Annotated in this window: 23 protein-coding genes and 2 tRNA genes; 7 read left to right on the forward strand and 18 right to left on the reverse strand. The window is 64.7% G+C overall.

Annotation, left to right across the window (positions count from 1 at the left end; all coding sequences use genetic code 11):
- Positions 1-24: 24 nt before the first annotated feature.
- The 6 genes from pcnB to ACUY1T_RS19750 all read left to right on the forward strand — a co-directional run bounded on the left by pcnB (position 25) and on the right by ACUY1T_RS19750 (position 5,417).
- Positions 25-1,422 carry a polynucleotide adenylyltransferase PcnB gene (gene pcnB, locus ACUY1T_RS19725; protein WP_446025270.1) on the forward strand — a complete coding sequence of 466 codons (1,398 nt, stop codon included), beginning with the start codon at positions 25-27 and terminating at the stop codon, positions 1,420-1,422.
- The gene (folK, locus tag ACUY1T_RS19730; protein WP_446025271.1) at positions 1,419-1,922 is read left to right on the forward strand and encodes a 2-amino-4-hydroxy-6-hydroxymethyldihydropteridine diphosphokinase; all 504 of its coding nucleotides are present in this window, start codon (positions 1,419-1,421) and stop codon (positions 1,920-1,922) included. The genes pcnB and folK overlap by 4 nt, the downstream gene beginning before the upstream one ends.
- Positions 1,923-2,032: 110 nt before the next feature.
- The gene (gene panB, locus ACUY1T_RS19735) at positions 2,033-2,824 is read left to right on the forward strand and encodes a 3-methyl-2-oxobutanoate hydroxymethyltransferase (protein WP_446025273.1); all 792 of its coding nucleotides are present in this window, start codon (positions 2,033-2,035) and stop codon (positions 2,822-2,824) included.
- Between the two features lie 29 nt (positions 2,825-2,853).
- Complete coding sequence (gene panC / locus ACUY1T_RS19740; RefSeq protein ID WP_446025274.1) at positions 2,854-3,702, forward strand: pantoate--beta-alanine ligase; 849 nt, start codon at positions 2,854-2,856, stop codon at positions 3,700-3,702.
- Between the two features lie 36 nt (positions 3,703-3,738).
- Entirely contained in the window at positions 3,739-4,119 is a 381-nt protein-coding gene (gene panD / locus ACUY1T_RS19745) for an aspartate 1-decarboxylase (RefSeq protein WP_446025275.1), read from the forward strand.
- 122 nt (positions 4,120-4,241) lie between these two features.
- Positions 4,242-5,417: an acetyl-CoA C-acetyltransferase gene (locus tag ACUY1T_RS19750; protein ID WP_446025276.1), complete on the forward strand. Its 1,176-nt coding sequence runs from the start codon at positions 4,242-4,244 to the stop codon at positions 5,415-5,417.
- A gap of 88 nt (positions 5,418-5,505) precedes the next feature.
- Here the strand turns inward: ACUY1T_RS19750 and pnp are convergent, their stop codons facing one another.
- The 15 genes from pnp to rlmE form a co-directional block, all read right to left on the reverse strand.
- On the reverse strand, positions 5,506-7,638 hold the full coding sequence (gene pnp / locus ACUY1T_RS19755; protein ID WP_446025330.1) for a polyribonucleotide nucleotidyltransferase: 2,133 nt from the start codon (positions 7,636-7,638) through the stop codon (positions 5,506-5,508).
- A 200-nt stretch (positions 7,639-7,838) separates the two neighbouring features.
- Positions 7,839-8,108: a 30S ribosomal protein S15 gene (gene rpsO, locus ACUY1T_RS19760; RefSeq protein ID WP_446025277.1), complete on the reverse strand. Its 270-nt coding sequence runs from the start codon at positions 8,106-8,108 to the stop codon at positions 7,839-7,841.
- Positions 8,109-8,214: 106 nt separating this feature from the next.
- Positions 8,215-9,132: a tRNA pseudouridine(55) synthase TruB gene (gene truB, locus ACUY1T_RS19765; protein WP_446025278.1), complete on the reverse strand. Its 918-nt coding sequence runs from the start codon at positions 9,130-9,132 to the stop codon at positions 8,215-8,217.
- Complete coding sequence (rbfA, locus tag ACUY1T_RS19770; protein ID WP_446025279.1) at positions 9,132-9,548, reverse strand: 30S ribosome-binding factor RbfA; 417 nt, start codon at positions 9,546-9,548, stop codon at positions 9,132-9,134. The genes truB and rbfA overlap by 1 nt, the downstream gene beginning before the upstream one ends.
- A gap of 18 nt (positions 9,549-9,566) precedes the next feature.
- Entirely contained in the window at positions 9,567-12,095 is a 2,529-nt protein-coding gene (gene infB, locus ACUY1T_RS19775) for a translation initiation factor IF-2 (RefSeq protein ID WP_446025280.1), read from the reverse strand.
- A gap of 27 nt (positions 12,096-12,122) precedes the next feature.
- Positions 12,123-13,616, reverse strand: coding sequence for a transcription termination factor NusA (gene nusA, locus ACUY1T_RS19780; RefSeq protein ID WP_446025281.1), 1,494 nt, complete (start codon positions 13,614-13,616; stop codon positions 12,123-12,125).
- Between the two features lie 56 nt (positions 13,617-13,672).
- On the reverse strand, positions 13,673-14,134 hold the full coding sequence (rimP, locus tag ACUY1T_RS19785) for a ribosome maturation factor RimP (protein WP_446025282.1): 462 nt from the start codon (positions 14,132-14,134) through the stop codon (positions 13,673-13,675).
- 212 nt (positions 14,135-14,346) lie between these two features.
- Positions 14,347-14,423 (reverse strand) — tRNA-Met (locus ACUY1T_RS19790).
- Positions 14,424-14,561: 138 nt separating this feature from the next.
- Positions 14,562-14,648 (reverse strand) — tRNA-Leu (locus ACUY1T_RS19795).
- Positions 14,649-14,673: 25 nt separating this feature from the next.
- A complete protein-coding gene (gene secG / locus ACUY1T_RS19800; RefSeq protein ID WP_446025283.1) occupies positions 14,674-15,033 on the reverse strand; it encodes a preprotein translocase subunit SecG in 360 nt (119 codons plus the stop codon).
- Positions 15,034-15,037: 4 nt separating this feature from the next.
- Positions 15,038-15,787, reverse strand: a complete 750-nt coding sequence (gene tpiA, locus ACUY1T_RS19805; RefSeq protein WP_446025284.1) for a triose-phosphate isomerase — start codon at positions 15,785-15,787, stop codon at positions 15,038-15,040.
- Between the two features lie 72 nt (positions 15,788-15,859).
- Entirely contained in the window at positions 15,860-17,209 is a 1,350-nt protein-coding gene (gene glmM, locus ACUY1T_RS19810; protein ID WP_446025285.1) for a phosphoglucosamine mutase, read from the reverse strand.
- Positions 17,202-18,068: a dihydropteroate synthase gene (gene folP / locus ACUY1T_RS19815; protein ID WP_446025286.1), complete on the reverse strand. Its 867-nt coding sequence runs from the start codon at positions 18,066-18,068 to the stop codon at positions 17,202-17,204. The genes glmM and folP overlap by 8 nt, the downstream gene beginning before the upstream one ends.
- A 93-nt stretch (positions 18,069-18,161) precedes the next feature.
- Entirely contained in the window at positions 18,162-20,171 is a 2,010-nt protein-coding gene (gene ftsH, locus ACUY1T_RS19820; protein ID WP_446025287.1) for an ATP-dependent zinc metalloprotease FtsH, read from the reverse strand.
- Positions 20,172-20,397: 226 nt separating this feature from the next.
- Positions 20,398-21,075, reverse strand: a complete 678-nt coding sequence (gene rlmE / locus ACUY1T_RS19825; protein WP_446025288.1) for a 23S rRNA (uridine(2552)-2'-O)-methyltransferase RlmE — start codon at positions 21,073-21,075, stop codon at positions 20,398-20,400.
- A 164-nt stretch (positions 21,076-21,239) separates the two neighbouring features.
- On the opposite strand from rlmE, the gene yhbY reads away from it, so the two are divergent.
- Positions 21,240-21,566 (forward strand): ribosome assembly RNA-binding protein YhbY, encoded by a 327-nt coding sequence (gene yhbY / locus ACUY1T_RS19830; RefSeq protein WP_446025289.1) that lies wholly within the window; start codon positions 21,240-21,242, stop codon positions 21,564-21,566.
- A gap of 147 nt (positions 21,567-21,713) precedes the next feature.
- Here the strand turns inward: yhbY and greA are convergent, their stop codons facing one another.
- From greA to carA, 3 genes are read right to left on the reverse strand one after another with little or no spacing between them, the layout of a single operon-like run.
- Positions 21,714-22,190, reverse strand: coding sequence for a transcription elongation factor GreA (gene greA / locus ACUY1T_RS19835; RefSeq protein WP_446025290.1), 477 nt, complete (start codon positions 22,188-22,190; stop codon positions 21,714-21,716).
- Complete coding sequence (gene carB, locus ACUY1T_RS19840; protein WP_446025291.1) at positions 22,187-25,432, reverse strand: carbamoyl-phosphate synthase large subunit; 3,246 nt, start codon at positions 25,430-25,432, stop codon at positions 22,187-22,189. The genes greA and carB overlap by 4 nt, the downstream gene beginning before the upstream one ends.
- 51 nt (positions 25,433-25,483) lie before the next feature.
- A complete protein-coding gene (gene carA / locus ACUY1T_RS19845) occupies positions 25,484-26,629 on the reverse strand; it encodes a glutamine-hydrolyzing carbamoyl-phosphate synthase small subunit (RefSeq protein ID WP_446025331.1) in 1,146 nt (381 codons plus the stop codon).
- Positions 26,630-26,864 lie beyond the last annotated feature (235 nt).

The following is a 26,864-nucleotide window of genomic DNA, read 5'->3' on the forward strand; positions in this document are numbered from 1 at the left end:
CACACTGCGAGTCGAAATCGCCGCATGTTCAAAGGATTTACCCGCTTTCTGCAGAGCCCTGGCACACATCTCAGGACACTTTTCGGCCCCCAGGATGCCTCCGGGGGGCAGGCAGGCCCTCGAATCATCTCCCGTGACCAGCATCCCGTTTCGCGTCAGCACTTCAGCGAGGCGGCCCTGAAGGTACTCTATCGCCTGCACAACGCCGGATTCGAGGCGTACCTGGTGGGAGGCTGTATCCGCGACTCCCTGCTCGGCAAGATGCCCAAGGATTTCGATGTCGCGACCGACGCCACCCCGGAACAGGTACGAGAACTGTTTCGCAACTCGCGTATCATCGGCCGGCGTTTCCGCATCGTGCATGTGCGCTTTGGTCGTGAAGTCATAGAGGTCACGACCTTCCGTGGCACCCATAATGACGATCATGGCGACCATATCGCCCAGCAGTCGGAGCATGGCCTGCTGCTGCGCGATAACGTCTGGGGCAGCATCCAGGAAGATGCCATTCGCCGCGACTTCACCGTCAACGCCATCTACTACAGCATCGCGGATTTCTCCATCCACGACTTTGCCGATGGCATGCACGATATCGAGTCGCGCACACTGCGCCTGATCGGCGACCCTGCCGTGCGCTACCGCGAGGACCCGGTACGCATGCTGCGCGCGGTACGCTTCGCAGCCAAGCTCGATTTCCATATTGCGCCAGACTCGGAAGCCCCGATCAGGGAGCTGGCACCACTGCTGCTGCAGATCCCTCCGGCCCGTCTGTTCGACGAAATGCTCAAGCTGTTCATGGCCGGCCACGGCGTGGAAACCTTCCGCCTGCTGCGCCATTACGGCCTGTTCGCCATGCTGTTCCCCGAGACCGACGAGGCGATGGCCGAATTGGCCTGGGCGGAGCCGCTCATCGAGCAGGCCCTGGCCAGCACCGACAGGCGAATCCACGAAGAAAAGCCGGTGACCCCGGCCTTCCTCTTCGCCGCCCTGCTATGGAGCCCCGTACAGCGCCGCCAGGCCGCTCTGGAAGCCGATGGCATGCCGCCCATCCCGGCGCTGCAGCTTGCCTCTCAGCAGGTCCTGTCGCGCCAGCTGAAGCACATCTCGATTCCCAAACGCTTCAGCATGCCGATGCGCGACATCTGGGACCTGCAGCAACGCCTGCCCCAGCGGCGCGGCAAGCGCGCCCTGCAGACCCGTGAGCACCCACGCTTTCGTGCCGCCTACGACTTCCTGCTGCTACGCGAGGCCGCCGGCGAGATCAAGCCCGGTCTCGGCGACTGGTGGACGGCCTACCAGGAGGGCGACGAACATGAACAGCGGCGCCTGCTGGAAAAAGCCGGCGCCGACGCCGGCCCCGGCGGCAACGACCGCCGCCGACGCCCCCGCAAACGTCGGCGGCGTGGCCCTCCCACCCCCTCATGACACCTCTCGTCGACGCGTATGTCGGGCTCGGCAGCAATCTCGACGACCCCGCCGATCAGGTCCGCCGCGCGCTAGATGAACTCGACTCCCTACCGCTGACCCGGTGCCTGGCTGCATCGCGGCTGTATGCCAGCCGCCCGGTCGGCCCTCAGGACCAGCCGGATTTCATCAATGCCGTCGCCCACCTGCGCACGCGGCTCTCACCACTGGCCCTGCTCGACCAATTGCAGGCCCTGGAACAGCGCCACCGGCGGGTCCGCCAGCGCCACTGGGGACCCCGCACCCTCGATCTCGACCTGCTACTGTACGGAAACGAGACCCTGACGCTGCCACGGCTGCAGGTACCCCATCGCGAGATGGCGTCCCGAGCCTTCGTTCTGCTGCCGCTCGCCGAGCTGGCGCCGCAGCTGCAGCTACCTGACGGGCGTCGTATCGTGGACCTGACGGGAACGCTTGCCACGACCGGCGAAGTCGAAGTGTTACCTGACAACGCGAACTGAGGGGCAAGGTGTTACCGGTCGACACGACCGCCGCATTCTGGTAACAATCAAGCGCAGCCTTGGCACCACCGCTCCCAGCCAGGCGCCCCGAAACATAACGAGAGCACGCCATGAAAACCGTCACGCTAAGCACGCTGCAGGCCTACAAGCGCGCAGGTGAAACCTTCAGCTGCCTGACCGCCTACGACGCCTCCTTCGCGCGCACTGCCGCCGATGCGGGCATCGAGGTGCTGCTGGTCGGCGATTCTCTCGGCATGGTGCTGCAGGGTCATGCCAGCACTCTGCCGGTGACCCTCGACGATATCTGCTACCACACCCGCTGTGTGGCAAGTGCCAAGGGCGCGAGCCTGTTGATGGCGGACCTGCCGTTCATGAGCAATGCCAGCACCGAGCGCCTGCTGAACGATGCCGGCGAGCTGATGCGCGCCGGTGCCGAGCTGGTAAAGGTCGAGGGCGAGGCGTGGATGGCCGACGGCATTCGTGAACTGACCCGCCGCGGCGTGCCGGTGTGCGCCCACCTGGGCCTGACACCGCAGACCGTCTACCAACTCGGCGGCTACAAGGTCCAGGGCCGCGACGCCGAGCGCGCCGCCCAGATCCTCGAGGATGCTCGCACCCTGGTCGACGCCGGGGCCTCGGTCATTCTGCTGGAATGCGTGCCTGCAAGCCTGGGCAAGGCCATTACCGAGGCCCTCGACGTGCCGGTAATCGGCATCGGCGCCGGCCCCGACACCGACGGCCAGATTCTCGTCATGCACGACGTGCTCGGCGTCACCCACGGTCGCACGCCGCGCTTCGTCAAGAACTTCATGACCGAGGCCGACGACATCGCCGGGGCGTTCCTCCGTTATCATGAAGACGTCAAGGCGCGTCGCTTCCCGGCTGAGGAACACAGCTTCTAGTTCCGTTCGCTCCATCCTGGAGGCCACTGATGCGTACCCTGCAAGACATTCCTGCGCTGCGTGAAACACTCGACGAATACCGCCGTCGTGCGCAGCGCATCGGACTGGTGCCGACCATGGGCAACCTGCACGCCGGTCACCTCTCCCTGGTGGAGACTGCCCGCCAGCATGCCGATGTGGTGGTGGCCACCGTTTTCGTCAATCCGCTGCAGTTCGGCGCGGGCGAGGATCTCGATGCCTATCCGCGCACCCTGGCCGACGACCAGGCGAAGCTCGAGGCCGCCGGCTGCGACCTGCTGTTCACGCCTACCGTCGCCACCCTCTACCCCCGCGGCCTGAACGATCAGACTCGCGTCTGCGTTCCCGCCGTCAGCGAGGGGCTGTGCGGCGGCTCACGGCCCGGCCATTTCGATGGTGTCTCCACCGTGGTCAGCATCCTGTTCAACCTGGTGCAGCCCGACGTGGCCTGCTTCGGAGAGAAGGATTATCAGCAGCTGGCGGTGATCCGCAAACTGGTCAAAGATCTGCATTTCCCCATCGAGATCGTCGGCGTTCCCATCGTGCGTGCCGAAGATGGCCTGGCGCTCTCGTCGCGCAACGGCTACCTCGATGCTGGCGAGCGCGCCACGGCACCCGAGCTTCAGCGCACCCTTGCCAGTCTGCGCGACGCACTCGAGGCCGGCGAACCGATCGAACCCACCCTGGAAGCCGGCCTGGCTCGGCTGCGCGAGGCCGGTTTCGGACCCGACTATCTGGAGCTGCGAGCCGCCGACCTGGGACCGATTACCGCCACTACCCGCGAGGCCGTGCTGCTGGTCGCCGCCCGCCTGGGCACGACCCGCCTGATCGACAACCAGACCCTTACCCTGCCGCGCTGAGGCGGCACTCGTACGTACCCGGAGGAAAAAGCCCGCATGTTCACCGTCATGCTCAAGGCCAAGCTACACATGGCCCGCGTCACCCACGCCGTGCTCAACTACGAAGGCTCCTGCGCCATCGACGGCGAGCTGCTGGACATGTCCGGCATCCGCGAGAACGAGCAGATCCAGATCTACAACGTCGCCAACGGCCAACGCTTCACCACTTATGCCATTCGCGCCGAAGAGGGCTCCCGGGTCATCTCGATCAACGGCGCAGCCGCTCACCTGGCCGGCCCCGGCGACCGCGTGATCATTTGCAGCTATGCTCATTACAGCGAGGCCGAACTGGAAAATCATCAGCCGAGCCTCGTCTATCTGCAGGAAGGCAACGTCGTCAGCCATACCAGCAACGCCATTCCCGTCCAGTTCGCCTGACGGCTCGGCGGCACGGTTGGCGACACGTATGAGGGGCCATCTCCCGACGAGGCATTGCCGCAGCGCACAATAGTCGCCTATGCTGGTCCCTCAGCGTCCGTGAACGACTCAGGAGAATTCCAATGCAAGATGTGGTGATCGTTGCTGCTCGCCGTACCGCCATCGGCGCCTTCGGGGGGTCGCTTGCCGGCATTCCTGCCAGCGACCTTGGTGCGCTGGTTATCAAGGACATTCTGGCCTCAACCGGCGTGGCCCCCGACCAGGTCGATGAGGTGCTGCTCGGCCAGGTGCTCACCGCTGGCGTGGGCCAGAACCCGGCGCGGCAGGCCGCCATCAAGGCCGGCTTGCCCGCGGCCGTACCCGCCATGACCATCAACAAGGTGTGCGGCTCCGGCCTCAAGGCCCTGCACCTGGCGACCCAGGCGATCCGCTGCGGCGACGCCGAACTGATCCTCGCCGGCGGCCAGGAAAACATGTCCGCCTCGCCCCATGTGCTGCCCAATTCGCGTAACGGCCAGCGCATGGGCGACTGGAAGGCCATCGACACCATGGTTCACGACGGCCTGTGGGACGCCTTCAACGACTTCCACATGGGCATTACCGCCGAGAACCTTGCCGAGAAGTACGGCATCACTCGCGAAGCCATGGACGAATTCGCCGCCGCCTCCCAGCAGAAGGCCGCCGCCGCCATCAAGGAAGGGCGCTTCAAGGGCCAGATCGTCCCCGTGGAGATTCCCCAGCGCAAGGGGGACCCGGTGGTCTTCGACACCGACGAGAACCCCCGCGAAGTGACCGCCGACAGACTTGCCGGCATGAAGCCCGCCTTCAAGAAGGATGGCACCGTCACCGCCGGCAACGCCTCCTCGCTAAACGACGGCGCCGCCGTGGTAATGCTCTGCTCCGCCGAGAAGGCCAAGGAGCTCGGCCTCGAGCCGCTGGCGCGCATCGCCGCCTACAGCAATGCTGGCGTCGATCCGGCGATCATGGGTATCGGGCCCGCACCGGCCACCCGCCGCTGCCTGGAGAAGGCCGGCTGGAGCCTGGACGATCTCGACCTGGTCGAGGCCAACGAGGCCTTCGCCGCCCAGGCGCTCTCGGTCAACAAGGAACTCGGCTGGGATGTCTCCAAGGTCAACGTCAACGGCGGTGCCATTGCCCTGGGCCACCCGATCGGCGCCTCCGGCTGCCGCGTGCTGGTCTCCCTGCTGCACGAGATGATCGCCCGCGATGCCAAGAAGGGCCTGGCCACCCTCTGCATCGGCGGCGGCCAAGGCGTTGCCCTGGCGATTGAAAGGTAAAGTCGCTGCGCTAGCGTGACGGCAATCAAAAAAACCGCCCCCATGGCTTGGCCATGGGGGCGGTTCGCTTTTCTGCTTCGAGTGACGCTTACAGCGCGGTCTCGGCCTGCTCGGATTCGAAGGCGGCCTTCTCTTCCGGCGTGATCTCCTTGATGGTGAGCTTCACGCGGTTGCGGTTGTCGATGTCGAGCACCTTGACCACCACCTCGTCACCCTCGTTGAGGAAATCGCGCACGTCGTTGACCCGCTCGGGCACGATCTGCGAGATGTGCACCAGGCCGTCGGTACCCGGCATGATGTTGACGAAGGCGCCGAAGTCGGCGATGCGTACCACCTTGCCGCGGTAGAGCTTGCCGATCTCGGCCTCGGCGGTGATCGACAGCACGATGTCGATGGCCTTCTTGGCCGCCGCCTTGTCCTCGGCGTAGATGCGTACGGTGCCATCGTCGTCCAGATCGATGGAGGCGCCGGTATCCTCGCAGATCTTGCGGATGGTGGCGCCGCCCTTGCCGATGACGTCGCGGATCTTCTCCGGATCGATCTTGATGGTGGCCATGGAGGGCGCGTTCTCGGAGACCTCGGAGCGGCTCTGGCCGATCACAGCGTTCATCTGCTCGAGGATATGCTGGCGGGCCTCATGGGCCTGCTGCAGGGCGATCTCCATGATCTCCTCGTTGATACCCTCGATCTTGATGTCCATCTGCAGGGCGGTGACACCGGCAGCGCTGCCGGCCACCTTGAAATCCATGTCGCCCAGATGGTCCTCATCGCCGAGGATATCGGTAAGCACGGCAAAGCCGTCGTCGTCCTTCACCAGGCCCATGGCGATGCCCGCCACCGGCGCCTTCATCGGCACGCCGGCATCCATCAGCGCCAGCGAAGCGCCGCACACCGAAGCCATGGAGCTGGAGCCGTTGGACTCGGTGATCTCGGACACCACGCGGATGGTGTAGGGGAAATCCGCCTCGTCGGGCAGCATCGCCTGCACGCCACGGCGCGCCAGGCGGCCGTGGCCGATCTCGCGGCGCTTGGGCCCGCCCATGAAGCCAGCTTCGCCCACACTGTAGGGAGGGAAGTTGTAGTGCAGCAGGAAGCGGTCCTTGCGCTCGCCTTCCAGCGACTCGATCAGCTGGGCGTCGCGCAGGGTACCCAGGGTGGCGATGACGATCGCCTGGGTCTCGCCGCGGGTGAAGATGGCCGAGCCGTGGGTCTTGGGCAGGCTGCCTACTTCGATGGCCAAGGGGCGCACGGTCTTCTGGTCGCGGCCGTCGATGCGCGGCTCGCCCTTGATCACGCGCGAGCGCACCACCTTCTTCTCGAGACCGGCGAAGGCACCCTTGACCTCGTCAGCATCGAACTGGCCCTCTTCCTCACCGGCCAGCTGCTCCACCGCCTGCTCCTTGAGCGCGGCCAACGCGTCCTGCCGCGCCATCTTGTCGGTGATGCGGTAGGCTTCGCCGATCTTGGCCTCGAAGGCCGTGGCAAGGGCCTGCTTGAGCGCGGTGTTCTCCGCGGGCGGCTGCCAGTCCCACTTCGGCTTGCCGGCTTCGGCGACGAGCTCGTTGATGGCAGTAATGGCGACCTGCATCTCCTGGTGGCCGTAGAGCACGGCACCCAGCATCTCGTCTTCGAGCAGCTCATCGGCTTCGGACTCGACCATCAGCACGGCCTTCTCGGTGCCGGCAACGACCATGTCCAGCTCGGAGCCGGTGAGTTCTTCCACGGTGGGGTTGAGGAAATACCCCTTGTCCTCGTTGAAGCCGACGCGGGCGGCAGCAATGGGGCCGTTGAACGGCACGCCGGAGATCGACAGCGCCGCGGAGGTGCCAAGCATGGCCGCGATGTCCGGGTCATGGTTGCGGTCGGTGGAGAGCACCGTGCAGATGACCTGCACCTCGTTCATGAAGCCCTTGGGGAACAGCGGACGGATGGGGCGGTCGATCAGCCGCGAGGTGAGGGTCTCCTTCTCGGTGGGACGCCCCTCACGCTTGAAGAAGCCGCCTGGGATCTTGCCCACCGCGTAGGTCTTCTCCTGATAGAACACCGCCAGGGGGAAGAAGTCCTGGCCTGGCTTGACGTCTTTCTTGGCGACCACGGTGCACAGCACCACGGTATCGTCCATGGTGACCATGACGGCAGCGGTGGCCTGGCGAGCGATGCGCCCGGTTTCCAGGGTGACGGTGCTGCGACCGTACTGAAACGTTTTCTTGACCGGATTCACGGCAACTTCCTTCAACTTGTCTCTACTCATGTATGGGTCGTTTTTTGACTCGGCGACCATTTTAGGTGTTGACGCGCGTGAGAGCCACCTATACCACCGTTTTCGACCCCTGAAGCGCAAAACGGGCAGCCCCATGGGGCTACCCGTTTTGGTGTCTAGCCAGGAAAAGTTGGCATTGCGTCGCGCAACACCCTTTTCTCTTAGCGACGCAGGCCGAGGCGCTGGATCAACGACTGATAGCGCGAGATATCCTTGCGCTTCAGGTAGTCCAGCAGCTTGCGGCGCTGGTTGACCATGCGGATCAGGCCACGACGTGAGTGGTGATCCTGCTTGTTGGTCTTGAAGTGATCCTGCAGGCCGTCGATGTTGGCGCTCAGCAGAGCCACCTGAACCTCGGGGGAACCGGTGTCGTTGTCGCCACGGCCGTATTCCTTGACGATTTCGGCCTTCTGTTCAGCGGTAAGTGCCATCTGTTTCTCCAGTAAGCAATATGCCTGAAACATGAATGTGTGAGACCACGCATATTTGCAGTCTCGGGCGTCTCTCCCTTGGAAGCAGCGAGGTCGTCGCGCTTCCTCAACCGGCCGCCGTGTTCAGCAGCCGTCTCGGTGCCACCTCCTGTGGCCCGGTCACCACGCCAAGTCCGATGAAGGTCTCGTCGCAGTAGAGTCTTGCCGTTTCACCAACCTTCACGCCGATGCCGTCGATGCTGGCCGCCTGGCCGTGAACGAGCCGCAGCCTGGCTGGCTCGTTCACGTCGAGCCGCGGCAGGTGCGCCACCAGCACGTCGACCGGCAGCAGCGTAGCCTCGCGCTCACTCTGGCCCGGCAGTGCCTCGAGGTCTTCCAGCGCCAGCATCCCCCCGCTGCCGAAGGGGCCGGTGGCGAGCCGACGCAGGGCGGTAATGTGCGCCCCGCAGCCGAGTGCACGGCCGATATCCTCGGCCAGGGTACGAATGTAGGTGCCCTTGCTCACCCGAGCTTCCAGCTCGAAGGCAGCGCCCTCGAAGGCAAGCAGCCGAGCATCATACACCGTCACACGCCGTACTGCACGCTCGACGCTCTTGCCCTCGCGGGCCAGCTCGTAGAGCTTGCGCCCCTGATGCTTGAGCGCAGAATACATCGGCGGCGTCTGGTCGATCTCGCCGCGAAAGCGCTCGAGCACCTGCTCGATGTCCTCGGTCGTGAGTGGCGGCACTTCGCAGCGCTCGATCACTTCACCCTCGGCGTCACCGGTATCGGTCACCGCACCGAGCTGTACTCGGGTGCGGTAAACCTTGTCGGCCTCGAGCAGATGGGCCGAGAACTTGGTCGCCTCGCCCAGGCACACCGGCAACAGCCCGGTCGCCATGGGGTCCAGCGTGCCGGTGTGGCCCGCCTTCTGCGCCTGCAGCAGGCGCCGGGCCCGCTGCAGGGCGTGATTGCTCGACGCACCCTTGGGCTTGTCGAGCAGCAGCACGCCGTTGACCGGCAAGCCGCGACGGCGCCGCGCCATCAGCCGCGTTCTCCCTCGTCGCCGCTACCCGGCTCGCCTTCCTCGCCAGGATGACGGGCACGGTCGCTTTCGACCGCCTCGTCGATCAGCGAAGAGAGCCGCTGACCGCGCACCACGCTTTCATCGTAGTGGAAGCGCAGCTCCGGCACGTGACGCAGCTTGATGCGCCGGGCGATCTGGCTGCGCAGGAAGCCTGCCGCCTGCTTCAGGACCTTGAGGTTCTCCTTGATGCGCTCGGGGCTGTCCTCACCCAGCAGGGTCACGTAGACGTCGGCATAGCCGAGGTCACGGCTGACCGTGACCCCGCTGACGGTGACCATGCCCAGGCGCGGATCCTTGACCTCGCGCTGGATCAGCACCGCCAGCTCCTTCTGCAACTGGTCGCCGACCCGGTCGGTACGCTTGAACTCGCGCATGCTCCACTCCCGCTGCGATTACAGCGTCCGCTCGACCTTGACCTGGTCGAAGACCTCGATCTTGTCACCGACCTGGACGTCATTGTAGTTCTTGACGCCAATGCCGCACTCCATGCCGTTGCGTACTTCCTGGACGTCGTCCTTGAAGCGGCGCAGCGACTCGAGCTCGCCCTCGTAGATGACCACGTTGTCGCGCAGCACGCGGATCTTCTTGTTACGGAAGACGGTGCCCTCGACCACCATACAGCCGGCCACGGCACCGATCTTGGGTGCGCGGAAGACGTCGCGAACCTCGGCCACGCCGACGATCTCTTCCTTCCACTCCGGTGCCAGCATGCCGCTCATGGCCTGCTTGACCTCGTCGATCAGCTGGTAGATGACGCTGTAGTAGCGCAGGTCCAGCCCCTCGCGCTCGATGATCTCGCGGGCAGCGGCATCGGCACGCACGTTGAAGCCGACCACGATGGCCTCGGAGGCCAGCGCCAGGTTGGCGTCGGTACCGGTGATACCGCCCACGCCGGAGGAGACCACTGCCACCTGAACTTCGTCGGTGGAGAGTTCTTCCAGGGCGCCCTTGATCGCTTCCAACGAGCCCTGCACGTCGGCCTTGAGCACGATGTTGACCTTGGCCACCTCGTCCTGGCCCATCTGGCTGAACATGTTCTCCAGCTTGGCCTTCTGCTGGCGCGCCAGGCGCACTTCGCGGTACTTGCCCTGCCGGAAGTTGGCGACCTCGCGGGCCTTCTTCTCGTCGGCCACGACCATGAAGTCGTCACCGGCGTCCGGGGTACCGTCGAGCCCCTGGATCTCCACCGGCATGGCGGGCCCCGCCTCTTCGACCTGCTGGCCGAGTTCGTTGGTCAGCGCACGCACACGGCCGTAGTGCAGGCCGGCGAGCACGATGTCGCCTCGCTTCAGGGTGCCATTCTGCACCAGCACCGTGGCCACCGGGCCGCGGCCCTTGTCGAGACGCGACTCGACCACCACGCCCTTGCCTGGCGCTTCCGGTACCGCCTTGAGCTCGAGTACCTCGGACACCAGCTGGATCGCTTCCAGCAGGTCCTCGATACCTTCACCGCTCTTGGCCGAGACGTGGACGAACTGGGTATCGCCACCCCACTCCTCGGAGATGACACCGTGCTGGGAGAGCTCATTCTTGACCCGATCAGGGTCGGCCGCCGGCTTGTCGATCTTGTTGACCGCCACCACCATGGGCACCCCGGCCGCCTTGGAGTGCTCGATCGCCTCGATGGTCTGCGGCATGACGCCGTCGTCGGCCGCCACCACCAGGATGACCACGTCGGTCGCCTTGGCGCCGCGGGCACGCATGGCGGTGAACGCTGCGTGACCCGGGGTATCGAGGAAGGTCACGCCGCCGTGCTCGTCCTCGACGTGGTAGGCACCGATGTGCTGCGTAATACCGCCAGCTTCGCCGGTGGCCACCTTGGCCTTACGGATATAGTCGAGCAGCGAGGTCTTGCCGTGGTCGACGTGGCCCATCACCGTGACCACCGGCGAGCGGGTGATCTCCTCGCCCTCGTAGGAGATGCCTTCGAGCATTTCAGTCTCGAGGGCGTCGTCCTTGATCAGCTTGGGCTTGTGGCCCATCTCCTCGACCACGATGGCCGCGGTGTCCTGATCGATGGTCTGGTTGATGGTTACCGCCGCGCCCATGGTGAACATGGTCTTGATGACCTCGTTCGCCTTGATCGACATCTTGTCGGCAAGCTCGGCGACGCTGATCGACTCGGGGATCGAGACTTCGCGCACGATCGGCTGCGTCGGCTTCTGAAAGCCGTGCTTGCCGCCACCGGCCTGGCTAGAACCGCGGCGGCCACCGCGGCGCTCGGCGCGCTTGACCTTCTTGCCGCCGCCACGGCGACGCTCCTCGCGGTCGCCGCGATCGTCTTCGTCGCGATCGTGCCGTCCTTTCTTGGCCGAAGCCTTCTTGGGCGGCGCAGTACGGCGGTCGGTGCGACCTTCCTTGGGCGGCGCCGGCGGCTCGGGTTCGCCGGTCGGCTCCTCGGAGCTTTCCAGAGCGGGCACTGAGATCTCGGGCTCAGCCGCGGGCTTGGACGCCTCGGCCTTGTCAGCCTCCTCACGAGCGGCCTGCTCGGCGGCGCGCGTCTTGGCCTGCTCGACCTCCAGAGCCTCCTGCGCCTCACGCTTGGCCAGTGAATCGGCCATATCGCCCACCAGCTGGCGCGGCCCGGTCTCTTCCACCGGCTCGGGCGCAGCCGCCTCTTCCTCTTCGGCACGCTTGACGTAGGTACGCTTCTTGCGCACCTGCACTTCGATGGTCTTGCCACGCTCGCCGGTCTTGATCCGGCTCTTGGTCTTGCGTGTCAATGTGATGCGATTGCGCGCGCCAGCACCGCCGCCGCCATGGCTCTTGGTCAGGTAGTCGAGCAGCTTGCGCTTGTCCTCTTCGGACACGGCATCGCTTTCGGACTTGTGCTCGAGCCCGGCTTCTTTCATCTGTTCCAGCAGGCGGGGCACATCGCGCCCTACCTTCGCTGCAAAATCCTTAACGGTCATTTCCGACATCTCGACCCTCCTCAGCCCGTGACCCGTTTACTGTTCGTTCTCGAACCAGGGCGCACGGGCAGTCATGATCAGTGCTGCAGCGCGCTCCTCGTCCATGCCCTCGATGTCCATCAGATCGTCGACGGACTGCTCGGCGAGGTCCTCCATGGTGACGATGCCCCGGCTCGCCAGGATGAAGGCCAGGTGACGCTCCATGCCATCCATCTCCAGCAGGTCGTCGGCCGGCTGTGCGCCGTCCAACTCCTCCTCGGAGGCGATGGCGAGAGTCAACAGCTCATCCTTGGCACGTGCACGCAGTTCTTCTACCAACTCTTCGTCAAGCTCCTCGATCTCGAGGATTTCCTCGAGGGGCACGTAGGCGATCTCCTCCAGCGTGGTGAAACCCTCTTCCACCAGCAACCGGGCGAGGTCGTCCTCGATCTCCAGGTGCTGAATGAAATGCTCGACCAGGCTGTCGATTTCCTGCTCGCGCTTGTCTTCCGCTTCACCCTCTGTCATGACGTTGATTCGCCAGCCGGTGAGTTCGGAGGCCAGACGCACGTTCTGTCCGCTGCGGCCGATGGCCTGAGCCAGGTTGTCCTCGGCCACCGCCACGTCCATGGCGTGGGCATCCTCATCGACCAGGATCGAGCCGACGTCCGCCGGTGCCATGGCATTGATGACGAGCTGGGCCGGGTTGTCATCCCACAGGATGATGTCGACCCGCTCGTTCTGCAGCTCGCTCGATACCGCCTGTACGCGGGAACCGCGCATACCGACGCAGGCGCCGACCGGATCGATGCGACGGTCATTGGTCTTGACCGCAATCTTGGCCCGGGAGCCGGGATCACGCGCCGCGCCCTTGATCTCGATGAGCTGCTCGGCAATCTCCGGCACCTCGATCTTGAAAAGCTCGATGATCAGCTCGGGGCAGGTACGCGAAAGAATGAGCTGAGCGCCGCGCGCCTCGGCGTCGACCTTGACCAGCAGCGCACGCACCCGGTCGTTCATGCGGTAACGCTCGCCGGGGATCATCTCGCTACGCGGCAGGAACGCCTCGGCGTTGTCGCCCAGGTCGATGATCAAACCGTCGCGAGTGGTCTTCTTGACGATGCCGGCAACCAGCTCGCCTTCGCGTTCGGCATACTGTCGCACCACCTCGGCGCGCTCGGCCTCGCGCACCTTCTGCACGATGACCTGCTTGGCGGTCTGGGCCGCGATGCGCCCGAAGGCAGCATTCTCGATCTGCTCCTCGACCACGTCACCCAGCGTGAGCGGTGGATCGCGGCGCTCGGCGAAGGACTGCTTGATCTCGGCGTCCGGGTTCTCGAACTCGTCGTCCTCCACCACTTCCCAGCGGCGGAAGGTCTCGTAGTCGCCGGTTTGGCGATCGATATGCACGCGTACACTGACCTCGCGCCCTTCGAAGCGCTTGCGTGAGGCGCTGGCCAGCGCCGCTTCGACGGCCTCGAAGATCACTTGGCGGGGAACGCCCTTCTCGTTGGAGATCGCATCCACGACCGTCAGAATTTCTTTACTCATGCCTATGCCTCGCCAGAAAACCTGTTCTTGTGCGCCAGCAACCTTGGCCGGCGACCTCAGTCTTCGAACCGGGGGACTACCCGCGCCTGATCGATGCTTTCGATGGGAAAGCAGTACTCTTCGCCGTCCAGCTGCAGCAACACCTCGTCCTCTTCGATGCCAGCCAGCAATCCCTGAAACTTGCGTCGCCCATCGAACGGCACACGCAACTTCAGCGCCACCTGGTGTCCAGCGAAGCGCGCGAACTGGTCGAGGGTGAAGAGCGGACGGTCCATGCCCGGTGACGACACCTCCAGGCGATATTCACCCGGAATGGGATCCTCCACGTCGAGCACGGCACTGACCTGGCGACTGACGTCGGCGCAGTGATCCACGCTCACACCGTCGGCATGATCAATGTAGATCACCAGTTGGGAGTGCTTGCCCTGGGGACGATAGTCGATGCCCCAGAGCTCGAATCCCATGGCGGTGACCACCGGTTCGATCAGCGCATACAGCGCAGCGTCCTTGAGTGCCACAGAGAAAGCTCCTACAGCCGTTGCATCAGGCACCTGGCCGGGAGTGAACAGGAAAGCTAGGTGGCTGATTGGCATTGCCCGGATAAGCACTGCCGACCCATGCCGACAGTAAGCTGCTAACAAAAAGCCCCTTCGCAGGAAGGGGCCTTTCACAAGAAACCTGTAGTACCACTTTCGGCATCTTGCATCCCGTTCGGACGCACGCCGTAAGATGGTAGCGGGGACCGGATTTGAACCGATGACCTTCGGGTTATGAGCCCGACGAGCTACCAGACTGCTCCACCCCGCAACATTCCAGGTCGGCGATTGTAGGCGTGATATGGGCTTGAGTCAAGGTGACATGAGCCGGACTACCGCCTGCAATCTTCCTGGTGCCAATCCTGCTTCTGATGACTCGCGATCCTACATCAGACCGCAGCACTTCAGATGGTGCCGAAGGCGGGACTTGAACCCGCACGACCTTACGGTCACTACCCCCTCAAGATAGCGTGTCTACCAATTCCACCACTTCGGCTTGCTTGACTGCCGGAAGCGCGACCTCAGTCGTCGCTTTCCTCCAGCACTGGCGCGGTATTATCCACATCACGGGCATCATCGTCAAGCGTCGGCAGACCGCGCTGCTGCTCGATCAGGCGCGAGTCGGGAATGCCCGCTTCCGGTGCCTGGCCGGCCTGGCTGGCAAAGTAGGCCAGGGTCAGCGAAGTGGCGAAGAAAGCCGCCGCCAGTACCGCCGTGGTGCGCGAGAGGAAGCCGCCGGTGCCGCGCGAGCCGAATACGGTCTGGGAAGCACCGCCACCGAAGGCGGCACCGGCTTCGGCGCCCTTGCCCTGCTGTAGCAGGATGAGGACGACCAAGGCGATGGCGATCGCCACATGGGTCATGAGAATGGCAACTTGCATGGGTTCAACCTGCTGACTGACAAATGGCTAGAAAATCGTCGACCTTGAGCGAAGCGCCGCCCACCAGGCCGCCGTCGATGTCGGGCTGAGCCAACAGCTCAGCCGCGTTGTCGGCATTCATGCTGCCGCCATACAGCAGGCGCAGGCCTGCCGCGAGTTCTCGGTCGAAGCCGGCCTGGTACTCCCGGATGCCGGCCATGACCTCTTGCGCCTGCCTGGGCGTCGCGGTACGCCCGGTACCGATGGCCCACACCGGCTCATAGGCGATGATGACGCGCGTGCGCTGGTCGGGCTCCAGGCGGGCCATCACGTAGCCCACCTGACGCAACACCACCTCCATGGTCTTGCCCGCGTCGCGCTCCTCGAGGGTTTCACCCACGCACAGGATCGGCGTGATGCCGACACTCAGTGCCGCCAGCAGCCGATCATGCACGGCCTCGTCGTCTTCGCGGTAGAGCTGACGACGCTCGGAGTGCCCCACCAGGGCATAGGCAACACCGAACTCCTTGAGCATGCGTCCACTCACCTCGCCGGTGCGAGCACCGGAATGGAGCGGATTCAGCGTCTGGGCACCCAACCGTAGCGCGGTACCGTCGAAGGCGCGCCGCGCGGCGTCCAGGTAGGGAAAGGGCGGCAGAATGACCACGTCGAGCGATGTCGGGAGCCGGGCGTCGGCAAAGACACGGCCGAACTCTTCGACCAGCGCAGCCGAACCGTTCATCTTCCAGTTCCCGACGATCAGCGGCGTTCGCATGCTGCGTCCTCTTTCAAAGTGGAGCGAAATGGTATAGGAGGCGCCGAGTCAAGACAACCGCCGCAGCGAATGTCAACCCAACTCCTCCTCGACTTGAGCGGCAAGGCGGCTCGCCAACCCCTCGACATCGAGGTGCGCCCGCCCTTCGACCATCACCCGGATCAGCGGCTCGGTACCGGATGGACGCAGCAACACGCGCCCCTCGTCGCCCAGCTCTGCCTCCATCGCGGCCACGGCATCCTTGACCGCCGGGCTCGCCATCAATGCCTTAGCGTCGCTGCCCGGCGTGAGGCGCACGTTGACCAGCGCCTGCGGCACCTTCTCGAGCCCGGAGAGGAGCGCATGCAGCGGCTTGCCCTCGCTGATCATGATAGCAAGCACCTGTAATGCCGAGACGATGCCATCGCCAGTGCTCTGTACGTCGGCACAGACGATATGACCGGAGGACTCGCCGCCGAGCTGCCAGCCGTTGGCCACCAGCCGTTCCACCACGTAGCGATCGCCCACCTTGGCACGCTCGAAAGGAATTCCCAAGCCCTCGAGTGCCATGGCCAGGCCGAAGTTGGACATCAGGGTACCGACCACGCCGCCTACCAGTTGGCCGCGCTCATGGCGGTCCCGGGCAATCAGGTAGAGGATGTCGTCGCCGTCGATCTCACGCCCGTCGGCATCGACCATCAATACGCGGTCGCCATCACCGTCGAAGGCGATACCCAGATCGGCGCTCTGCTGGATCACCGCGGCACGCAAGGTAGCCGGGGAGGTGGAGCCGACGTCGCGGTTGATGTTGAGGCCGTCGGGACTGGCTCCCACTAGGCTGACCTCGGCGCCCAACTCGCGAAACACGCTGGGCGCAATGTGATAGGTAGCGCCATGGGCACAGTCGAGCACCATGCGCAGCCCGTGCAGGCTGACGCGATTGGGGATGGTCGACTTGCAGAATTCGATGTAGCGCCCTGCGGCATCGTCGATACGCATCGCCTTGCCCAGCTTGCCCGCGGCCACCGTGGTCAAGGGTTCATCGAGCATCGCTTCGATGCGCTCTTCGAGCGCATCGGCGAGCTTGGTGCCTTCAGTGGAGAAGAACTTGATGCCGTTGTCAGCGAACGGGTTGTGCGATGCCGAGATGACGATCCCGGCATCGGCACGGAAGGTCCGCGTCAGGTAAGCGATACCCGGCGTGGGCATCGGGCCGAGCAGCGCCACGTCGACGCCGGCCGCCGAAAGCCCGGCCTCGAGGGCCGATTCGAACATGTACCCCGAAATGCGCGTGTCCTTGCCGATCAGCACCCGGGCGCGCCCTGACTCACGGGCCAGCACCCGCCCCATGGCCCAGCCCAGCTTGAGCATGAAGTCCGGGGTGATGGGGTACTCCCCGACCGTTCCGCGAATGCCATCCGTACCGAAGTATTTTCTAGTCATGCTCGCAGCCTTCCCTTAGCACGGCCCAGGTCATGTTCACCGCATCCATGACCGGGCCAACGTCATGGACACGCAGGATACGGGCACCGCGCTCGACCGCCAGCGATGCCAGCGCCAGCCCGCCGGGCAGCCGCTCCTCCACCGGCCGGCCCAGCACCTTGCCGATCAGGCTCTTGCGCGACAGACCCACCAGCAGCGGCAGCTCGAGGGCAGCCAGCCGCTCCATGCGGTTGAGCAGGCGCAGGTTATGCTCGACGGTCTTGCCGAAGCCGAAGCCGGGGTCGATCAGCAACCGCTCGCGGCGCAGCCCCACGGTCTCACAGGCCGCCACCCGGTCAGCCAGGAAGCCGCCCACGGCCTCCTCGATGGGCTCATCATAGCGGGGCGCCTGCTGCATGTCCCGAGGCTCGCCCTGCATGTGCATCAGGCACACCGGCAGGCCGGTAGCGAGTGCCGCCTCCAGCGCCCCTTCGCGCGTGAGGGCACGCACGTCATTGATCATGCCGGCGCCCAGTGCCGCGGCTTGCTGCATGACTTCGGGGCTGCTGGTATCCACCGACACCAGCGCATCGAGTTCGCAGACCAGCCGCTCGACCACCGGCGCCACCCGGTCCAGCTCCTGCTGCGCCGTGATCGCCTGAGCCCCTGGACGGGTCGATTCTCCGCCTACGTCGATGATGGCAGCCCCTTCCGCCAGCATGCGCTCGGCATGACGCAGCGCGTCGTCGATGGCGACATGATGGCCACCATCGGAAAAGGAGTCGGGAGTGACGTTGAGTATGCCCATGACCCGGGGATAGGAAAGGTCGAGGCGGTGCCGCCCACACGGCAGCCAGGTCGGTGAGGAAGTGTTTCTCATGTCATGAATCCTGTGGCGCAAGCGGGACCGGGCTCGGGCGCCCCCACGGCAAAGGCGCCCCGGTGGGGCGCCTGCTGGTTTCTCGCATGGCCGTCACGACCCGGCTGGGCCACCCAGCGGGTCGGAGGGGCGACGGCGGGGCTCCTCGTCTTCGTCCTCGTCACCGTGATTGTCATCGCCACCGCTGTCATTCGGCCCCTGGGCGGACTCTTCCTCACGCGCGGGCTCGGTTTCGCCGGTGATGGGGGCGCCGCTACCGGAGTCGCCGTCTTCCCAATCCTTGGGCGGACGCGGCTTGCGGCCTTCCATGATGTCCCGGAGCTGATCGGCATCGATGGTCTCGTACTGCATCAGCGCCTCGGCCATGGCATCGAGTTTGTCGCGGTTCTCCTCGAGGATCTGCTGCGCCTTGGCGTAGCACTCGTCGATGATCTTGCGCACTTCCTTGTCGAGCCGGGAGGTGGTCTCGCCGGACTTCAGCTTGCCGCCGCCCTGACCCGGGCCGCCGAGGAACTGGTGCGACTCGTCCTCGTCGTACATGATCGGGCCCATTTCTTCGGAGAGGCCCCACTTGGCCACCATGTTGTGGGCCAGCTCGGTGGCACGCTTGATGTCATTGGAGGCTCCGGTGGTGACACCGTTGGGGCCCAGCGTCATCTCCTCGGCGATACGGCCGCCGAACAGCGAGCAGATCTGGCTGATGATCTGCTGGCGCGACAGGCTGTAACGATCCGCCTCGGGCAGGAACATGGTCACGCCCAGGGCGCGGCCGCGCGGGATGATGGTGACCTTGTAGACCGGGTCGTGCTCAGGCATTACCAGGCCGATGATGGCGTGACCCGACTCGTGGTAGGCGGTATTGAGCTTTTCCTTGTCGGTCATGACCATGGAGCGGCGCTCGGCGCCCATCATGATCTTGTCCTTGGCCAGCTCCAGCTCCTCCATGCCCACCAGGCGCTTGTTGCGTCGCGCGGCGAACAGGGCACCTTCGTTGACCAGGTTGGCCAGGTCGGCACCGGAGAAGCCCGGCGTGCCACGAGCGATCAGCGACGGCTTGACGTCGTCGGCCAGCGGCACCTTGCGCAGGTGCACGTTGAGGATGTGCTCGCGGCCGCGAATGTCGGGCAGCGGCACCACCACCTGGCGGTCGAAACGGCCCGGGCGCAGCAGCGCGGGGTCGAGCACGTCAGGACGGTTGGTAGCGGCGATGACGATGATGCCCTCGTTGGCCTCGAAGCCGTCCATCTCCACCAGCAGCTGGTTCAAGGTCTGCTCACGCTCGTCGTTGCCGCCGCCCATGCCGGCGCCGCGTGAACGGCCCACGGCATCGATCTCGTCGATGAAAATGATACAGGGCGCCTGCTTCTTGGCCTGCTCGAACATGTCACGCACGCGGGAAGCACCCACGCCGACGAACATCTCGACGAAGTCGGAGCCGGAAATCGAGAAGAACGGCACCTTGGCCTCGCCGGCAATGGATTTCGCCAGTAGCGTCTTGCCCGTGCCCGGCGGCCCCACCATCAGCACGCCGCGCGGGATGGTGCCGCCCAGGCGCTGGAACTTGGAGGGGTCACGCAGGAAGTCGACCAGCTCCTCGACCTCCTCCTTGGCCTCGTCGCAGCCGGCCACATCGGCAAAGGTGGTCTTGATCTGGTCCTGGGAGAGCAGCTTGGCCTTGGACTTGCCGAAACTCATCGGCCCGCCCTTGCCACCGGCACCACCCTGCATCTGGCGCATGAAGAACATGAAGATGGCGAGAATCAGCAGGATCGGGAAGCTGGCGATCAGCAACCGCGTCCACAGGCTCTGCTGCTGCGGTTCACGACCGATCACGGTGACGTTGTTGGAGAGCAGATCGTCCATCAACTTGGGATCTTCCGCCGCCGGCCGGATGGTCTGGAACTGCGACCCGTCACTGCGCTCACCAGTGATGGTGTAGCCATCGATGGTCACGCTGCGGATCTGCTGGTTCTGCACCTGCTGGACGAACTGCGAATAGTTCATCGTCTGCGGTGTGCCATCGACAGTGAAATTGTTGAACACCGTCAGCAGCACCGCCGCGATGACCAACCACAGGATCAGGTTCTTCGCCATATCGTTCAAGGGACCACCCTCATTGCAAGCATCTCTCGGCCGTAACGCCTGGCACTCCAGTCCACAAAGGACCACAGTATTGACCACAGGCGGGCATGGCATGTTCCGCCAGCCCCGGCCTTCCTGATCACCACTGTGACACAGTTGGGCCGCGCTGTCCGGTCATTGGGCCGTTAGTCTGTCACTATCAGGACCAGTCTGGCTGGTCGGGAAGCGCCGAACCGACGGTATCGGCTCAGCCACGGAAACCATCCGCCAGCAGGTAGACCTCTCGCGAACGGGCGCGGGAGGCTTCCGGCTTGCGGGTCACTACCTTGGAAAAACTGCTGCGCAGCTCCTTCAGGTAGGCATCGAAACCTTCGCCCTGGAACACCTTGGCCAGGAATCGGCCACCGGGCCGCAGGGTCTGGCGCGCCAGGTCCAGGGCCAGCTCCACCAGGTACATCGCCTGGGGTTGGTCAATGGCGCTCATACCACTCATATTGGGGGCCATGTCGGACATCACAAGGTCTACCGGCCGACCGTCCAGCACAGCGAGGATCGCCTCCAGCACGGCCTCCTCGGTGAAGTCGCCCTGGATGAACTCGACCCCGGCCAGGCCGTCCATTTCGAGAATGTCCGAGGCGATCACCACCCCCTCCGGCCCCACCTTGTCCGCTGCCACCTGGCTCCAGCCCCCGGGGGCTGCGCCGAGGTCGATCACGCTCATGCCGGGCCTGAATAGACGGTCTTTCTCGTCGAGCGCGAGCAGCTTGTAGCTGGCACGGCTGCGGTAGCCATCCTGCCAGCTCTGCTGAACGAAGCGGTCGTCGAAATGCTCCTTGAGCCAGCCGGCACTGCTCTTGCTGGCACCACGCTGACGACGTGAGCTATCGGACGTACCATCGCGGGAGGAGGAAGTGGATCGAGCCACACGATCACCTTGACTGAAGATGCCGAACAGCATGTAGGCACGCCGGCCTGGTTCGGTATGACGCGGAGCTGGCCGAGGCCGAACCCGGCCTTGCCATGCTTTCGCCGGCGCGCATTTCACCGTACCATGTCAGGTTACGCGCAACCGGGAAGACGCAAGATACCATGAGCTTGTCACAGGCACAAAAGAAAGCATTTCGCAGTATCGGCCACCACCTCAACCCGGTGGTGACGGTTTCGGAGAACGGTGTTTCCGAAGGCGTGCTGGCCGAACTCGACCGGGCGCTCGCCGACCACGAGCTGATCAAGGTGAAGCTGGCCCTGGCCGAGCGCGACGACCGCGCCGCCATGCTCGAGGAGCTGCTGGCTGCCAGCGGCGCCGAGCGCGTGCAGACTATCGGCAAGATGGCCCTGCTCTATCGTCGGAATCCCCAGGCCAATCCCAAGCTTTCCAACGTCAAGCGCTTCGAGGATCATCACGGGCGGCACTAGACGCTGACGCGCCAGCGCCGAGCCTCGGGCTGCGAGCACTTCACAAAAAAGCCCGCGACAATCAGTCGCGGGCTTTTTGCTGGCTCATAGCTCATAGCTCGTAGCTCGTAGCTCGTAGCTCGTAGCTCGTAGCTCGTAGCTCGTAGCTCAGCGATGCTCGACGCTCGAGATCTCGTACTCGACCTCGCCACCGGGCGTGGCGACCACTACCACGTCACCCTCCTCCTTGCCGATCAGGGCGCGGGCGATGGGCGAGGTAACGGAGATCTTGCCACTCTTGATGTCGGCTTCGTCCTCGCCGACGATCTGGTAGGAGACCTCTTCGTCGTTGCCGAGGTTGATCAGTTCGACGGTGACGCCGAAGATCACCTTGCCGGTCTGCGGCAGCTTGTGCACGTCGATCACCTGGGCATTGGAGAGCTTGCTCTCGATCTCCTGGATTCGCCCTTCGATGAAGCCCTGCTGTTCGCGCGCCGCATGGTATTCGGCGTTCTCCTTGAGGTCACCGTGTTCACGGGCCTCGGCGATCGCCGCGATCACCTTGGGACGCGCCTCACCCTTGAGCTCCTCGAGTTCCTTACGCAGGCGTGCCTCACCGGCAACGGTCATCGGGACCTTGTTCATTGCGTTGCTCCTGCATGCAGTTCCTGTAGCCGCCGTACCGTGATTTCATTGCCATATTCCAGCGCCATGCAAACGGCACTCGCCCCTGCCAGGGTAGTGGCATAGGGTACCTTGCGGGCCAGCGCGGTACGGCGGATCACCGAGGAGTCGTTGATCGCCTGGCGACCCTCGGTGGTATTGACGATATAGGCGATGTCGTCGTTCTTGAGCAGATCGACGATATGCGGACGACCTTCGTAAACCTTGTTGACGACCTCGACCTCGAGGCCGGCGGCTTCGAGGGCAGCGGCAGTGCCGCGGGTCGCACACAGGGTGAATCCCAATCCTAGCAGAGAACGGCCGATCTCGATAACGCCCGCCTTGTCCGGTTCGCGCACCGAGAGGAACGCCTTGCGCTCACCTGCGAGACTGGGAATCGCCTCGCCGGCCCCCAGTTGCGCCTTGTAGAAGGCCTCGGCGAAGGTTTCGCCGGAGCCCATCACCTCACCGGTGGACTTCATCTCCGGCGACAGGATGGGGTCGACGCCGGGGAACTTGTTGAACGGGAACACCGCCTCCTTGACGCTGTAGAAGTGCGGCACGATCTCGCGGGTGAAGCCCTGTTCGGCCAGGGTCTTGCCGGCCATGCAGCGGGCGGCGACCTGGGCCAGCGAGGTACCGATGCACTTGGAGACGAACGGCGCGGTACGCGAGGCGCGCGGATTGACCTCGATGACGTAGATTTCGCCATCCTGCCACGCCAGCTGCACGTTCATCAGCCCCACCACGCCGAGCTCGACCGCCATGCGCTTGACCTGGTCGCGCATCTCGTCCTGCACGTCGGCGGGCAGCGAATAGGGCGGCAGCGCGCAGGCCGAGTCGCCGGAGTGCACGCCGGCCTGCTCGATGTGCTGCATGATTCCGCCGATCACCACCTCGTGACCGTCGGAGACGGCGTCGATGTCGATCTCGATGGCCGCATTGAGGAAGTGGTCGAGCAGCACCGGCGAGTCGTTGGAGACCTTGACCGCATGGGTCATGTAGTTCTCGAGCTCCGAGGCGTCATAGACGATCTCCATGGCGCGCCCGCCGAGCACGTAGCTCGGGCGCACCACCAGCGGGTAGCCGATCGCCTCGGCCTTGGCGAAAGCCTCGTCGAAGCTGCGCGCGGTGGCGTTGGGCGGCTGCTTGAGGCCCAGCTTGTCGATCATCTGCTGGAAGCGCTCGCGGTCCTCGGCGCGGTCGATGGCGTCCGGCGTGGTGCCGATGATCGGCACGCCGGCGGCCTCGAGTTCACGGGCCAGCTTGAGCGGGGTCTGGCCGCCAAACTGCACGATCACGCCGACCGGCTGCTCCTTGTCGGCGATCTCCAGCACGTCCTCCAGCGTCACCGGCTCGAAGTAGAGGCGGTCGGAGGTGTCGTAGTCGGTGGAGACGGTCTCGGGGTTGCAGTTGACCATGATGGTCTCATAGCCATCATCGCGCATGGCGAAGGCGGCGTGGACGCAGCAGTAGTCGAACTCGATGCCCTGGCCGATGCGGTTGGGCCCGCCGCCCAGCACCATGATCTTCCGGCGATCCGAGACCTCGGCCTCGCACTCCTCCTCGTAGGTGGAGTACATGTAGGCGGTGTTTGATGCGAACTCGGCGGCGCAGGTGTCGACCCGCTTGTAGACCGGGCGGATGCCGGCCTTCTGGCGCGTGCGACGGAACTCCTTCTCGGAGACCCCGAGCAGCCCAGCCAGGCGCGCGTCACTGAAGCCCTTGCGCTTGAGGCCGAACAGCTCACGCGGGGTGAAATCGGAGAGCGAGCGCTTGACCACGTCCTGCTCGATGCGCACCAACTCCTCGAGCTGGACCAGGAACCAGGGGTCGATCCTGGTCAGGGTGAAGATCTCCTCCACACTCATGCCGGCGCGCATGGCGTCGGCGATGAAAAAGATGCGCTCGGCGCCGGCCGCCTGCAGCTCGCCCTTGATATGGGCCATGGCGTCGTCGCTGAACTCCCCGGCCTTGAATTCAGGAAACTTGGGGTCGAGGCCGTCGTTGCCGGTCTCGAGGCCACGCAGCGCCTTCTGCAGCGACTCCTGGAAAGTACGCCCGATGGCCATCACTTCGCCCACCGACTTCATCTGTGTGGTGAGGCGGTCGTTGGCCTGGGGGAACTTCTCGAAGGTGAAGCGCGGGATCTTGGTGACCACGTAGTCGATGGAGGGCTCGAACGAGGCCGGGGTGCGCCCGCCGGTAATGTCGTTGGAGAGCTCATCCAGGGTATAGCCCACCGCCAGCTTGGCGGCGATCTTGGCGATCGGGAAGCCGGTGGCCTTGGAGGCCAGGGCCGAGGAGCGCGACACCCGCGGGTTCATCTCGATGACCACCATGCGCCCGGTGTCGGGATCCACGCCGAACTGCACGTTGGAGCCGCCGGTCTCGACGCCGATCTCGCGCAGCACCGCCAGCGAGGCGTCGCGCATGATCTGGTATTCCTTGTCGGTCAGCGTCTGGGCCGGGGCCACGGTGATGGAGTCGCCGGTGTGCACGCCCATGGGGTCGAAGTTCTCGATCGCACAGACGATGATGCAGTTGTCGTTCTTGTCACGAACGACCTCCATCTCGTACTCCTTCCAGCCCAGCAGCGACTCGTCGATCAGCAGCTCATGGTTGTTGGAAAGCTCGAAACCGCGGGTACAGATCTCCTCGAACTCCTCCTTGTTGTAGGCCACGCCGCCGCCGGAGCCGCCCATGGTGTAGGAGGGACGAATGATCACCGGGAAACCCAGCGACTCCTGGATGCGCCAGGCCTCCTCCATGGAGTGTGCTACCTCGGCCTTGGGGCATTCCAGGCCGATGCGCTTCATGGCCTGGTCGAACAGGTCGCGATCCTCGGCCTTGTTGATGGCGTCGGCGTTGGCGCCGATCATCTCCACGCCGTATTTTTCGAGCACGCCGTGCTTGTCGAGATCGAGCGCGCAGTTGAGCGCGGTCTGGCCGCCCATGGTGGGCAGGATGGCGTCGGGACGCTCGGCCTCGATGATCTTCTCCACCGCCTGCCAGGTGATCGGCTCGATGTAGGTGGCGTCGGCCATGGCCGGGTCGGTCATGATGGTGGCCGGGTTGGAGTTGACCAGGATGACCCGGAAGCCCTCCTCGCGCAGCGCCTTGCAGGCCTGGGCGCCGGAGTAGTCGAACTCGCACGCCTGGCCGATGACGATGGGGCCGGCGCCAATGATCAGGATACTGTTGATGTCGGTACGCTTGGGCATGTCGGTTCCCGCAAAATATGGTGACGAATGGCGACGTTTCTCGGGCTCGGCCTAGCGGCGGGCCTTCATCATCTCGACGAAGCGATCGAACAGCGGCGACACGTCGCGCGGGCCAGGGCTAGCTTCCGGGTGGCCCTGGAAACTGAAGGCCGGACGATCGGTCAGCTCGATGCCCTGCAGCGTGCCGTCGAACAGCGAGCGGTGAATGGCGCGCACGTTGCCCGGCAGGCTCGCCTCGTCGACGGCGAAGCCGTGGTTCTGGCTGGTGATCATCACGTGGCCGGTCGCCAGATCCTGCACCGGGTGGTTGGCACCGTGGTGGCCGTGGTTCATCTTCACCGTCTTGGCACCGGCCGCCAGCGCCAGCAGCTGGTGGCCCAGGCAGATGCCGAACACCGGAATCTCGGTTTCGAGGATTTCCTGGATCGCGGCGATGGCGTAGTCGCAGGGCGCGGGGTCGCCGGGGCCGTTGGCCAGCAAAATGCCGTCAGGGTTCTTGGCCAGCACCTCGGCGGCCGGGGTCTGCGCCGGCACCACGGTGAGGCGACAGCCGCGTGAGGCAAGCATGCGCAGGATGTTGTATTTCACGCCGTAGTCGTAGACCACCACGTGGAAGGGACGCTCACTGCCCGTGGCATCGATATTGCCCTGGCCCAGCACCCACTCGGCCTCGCTCCATTCGTAGGCCTGCTTGCACGAGACCTCCTTGGCCAGGTCCATGCCCTTGAGCCCGGGGAACTCCCGCGCCGCGGCCAGCGCGCGCTCGACGGCATCGTCGCCTTCGGCCTCGGTGCCGGCCAGGATCGCTCCGTTCTGGGCACCCTTGTCGCGCAGGATGCGGGTCAGGCGGCGGGTATCGATATCCGCGATGCCAAGCACGTTCTGGCCCTTGAGGTAGTCGGAGAGCGACTGCTCGGAGCGGAAGTTGCTGGCGATGAGCGGCAGATCGCGGATCACCAGGCCGGCGGCGGCGATCGAGCCCGACTCGACGTCCTCGGCATTGACGCCGGTGTTGCCGATGTGCGGGTAGGTGAGGGTCACGATCTGCCGGGTATAGGAGAGATCGGTGAGGATCTCCTGATAGCCGGTCATGGCCGTATTGAACACCACCTCACCGCTGGTTCGTCCATCGGCGCCGATGGCCGTGCCGTGAAAGATACTGCCATCTTCCAGGGCCAATATCGCGGGTCTGTTCAATGCGGGGCTGTTCAAGACAAGGTCCTCCCATGCTGAGGCGAGCCTGAGGGGCGCAGGCTCGGCGGCTATCGTCATTGCGACAGATTCGGCTCGTAAAAAAGCGGGACGAAGCCGATAAAGAACCGGTTTCATCCCGCTTGTTGTCTTTGCTCGGGGGCTGGCCACGCAACAAGCGCGCAGTGTTGGACTGCTGTATTTCAGGCGCCCGGCCAAAATTTTGGAGATGTTACAGGAT

The sequence above is a fragment of the Billgrantia sp. Q4P2 genome (genome assembly GCF_052806135.1).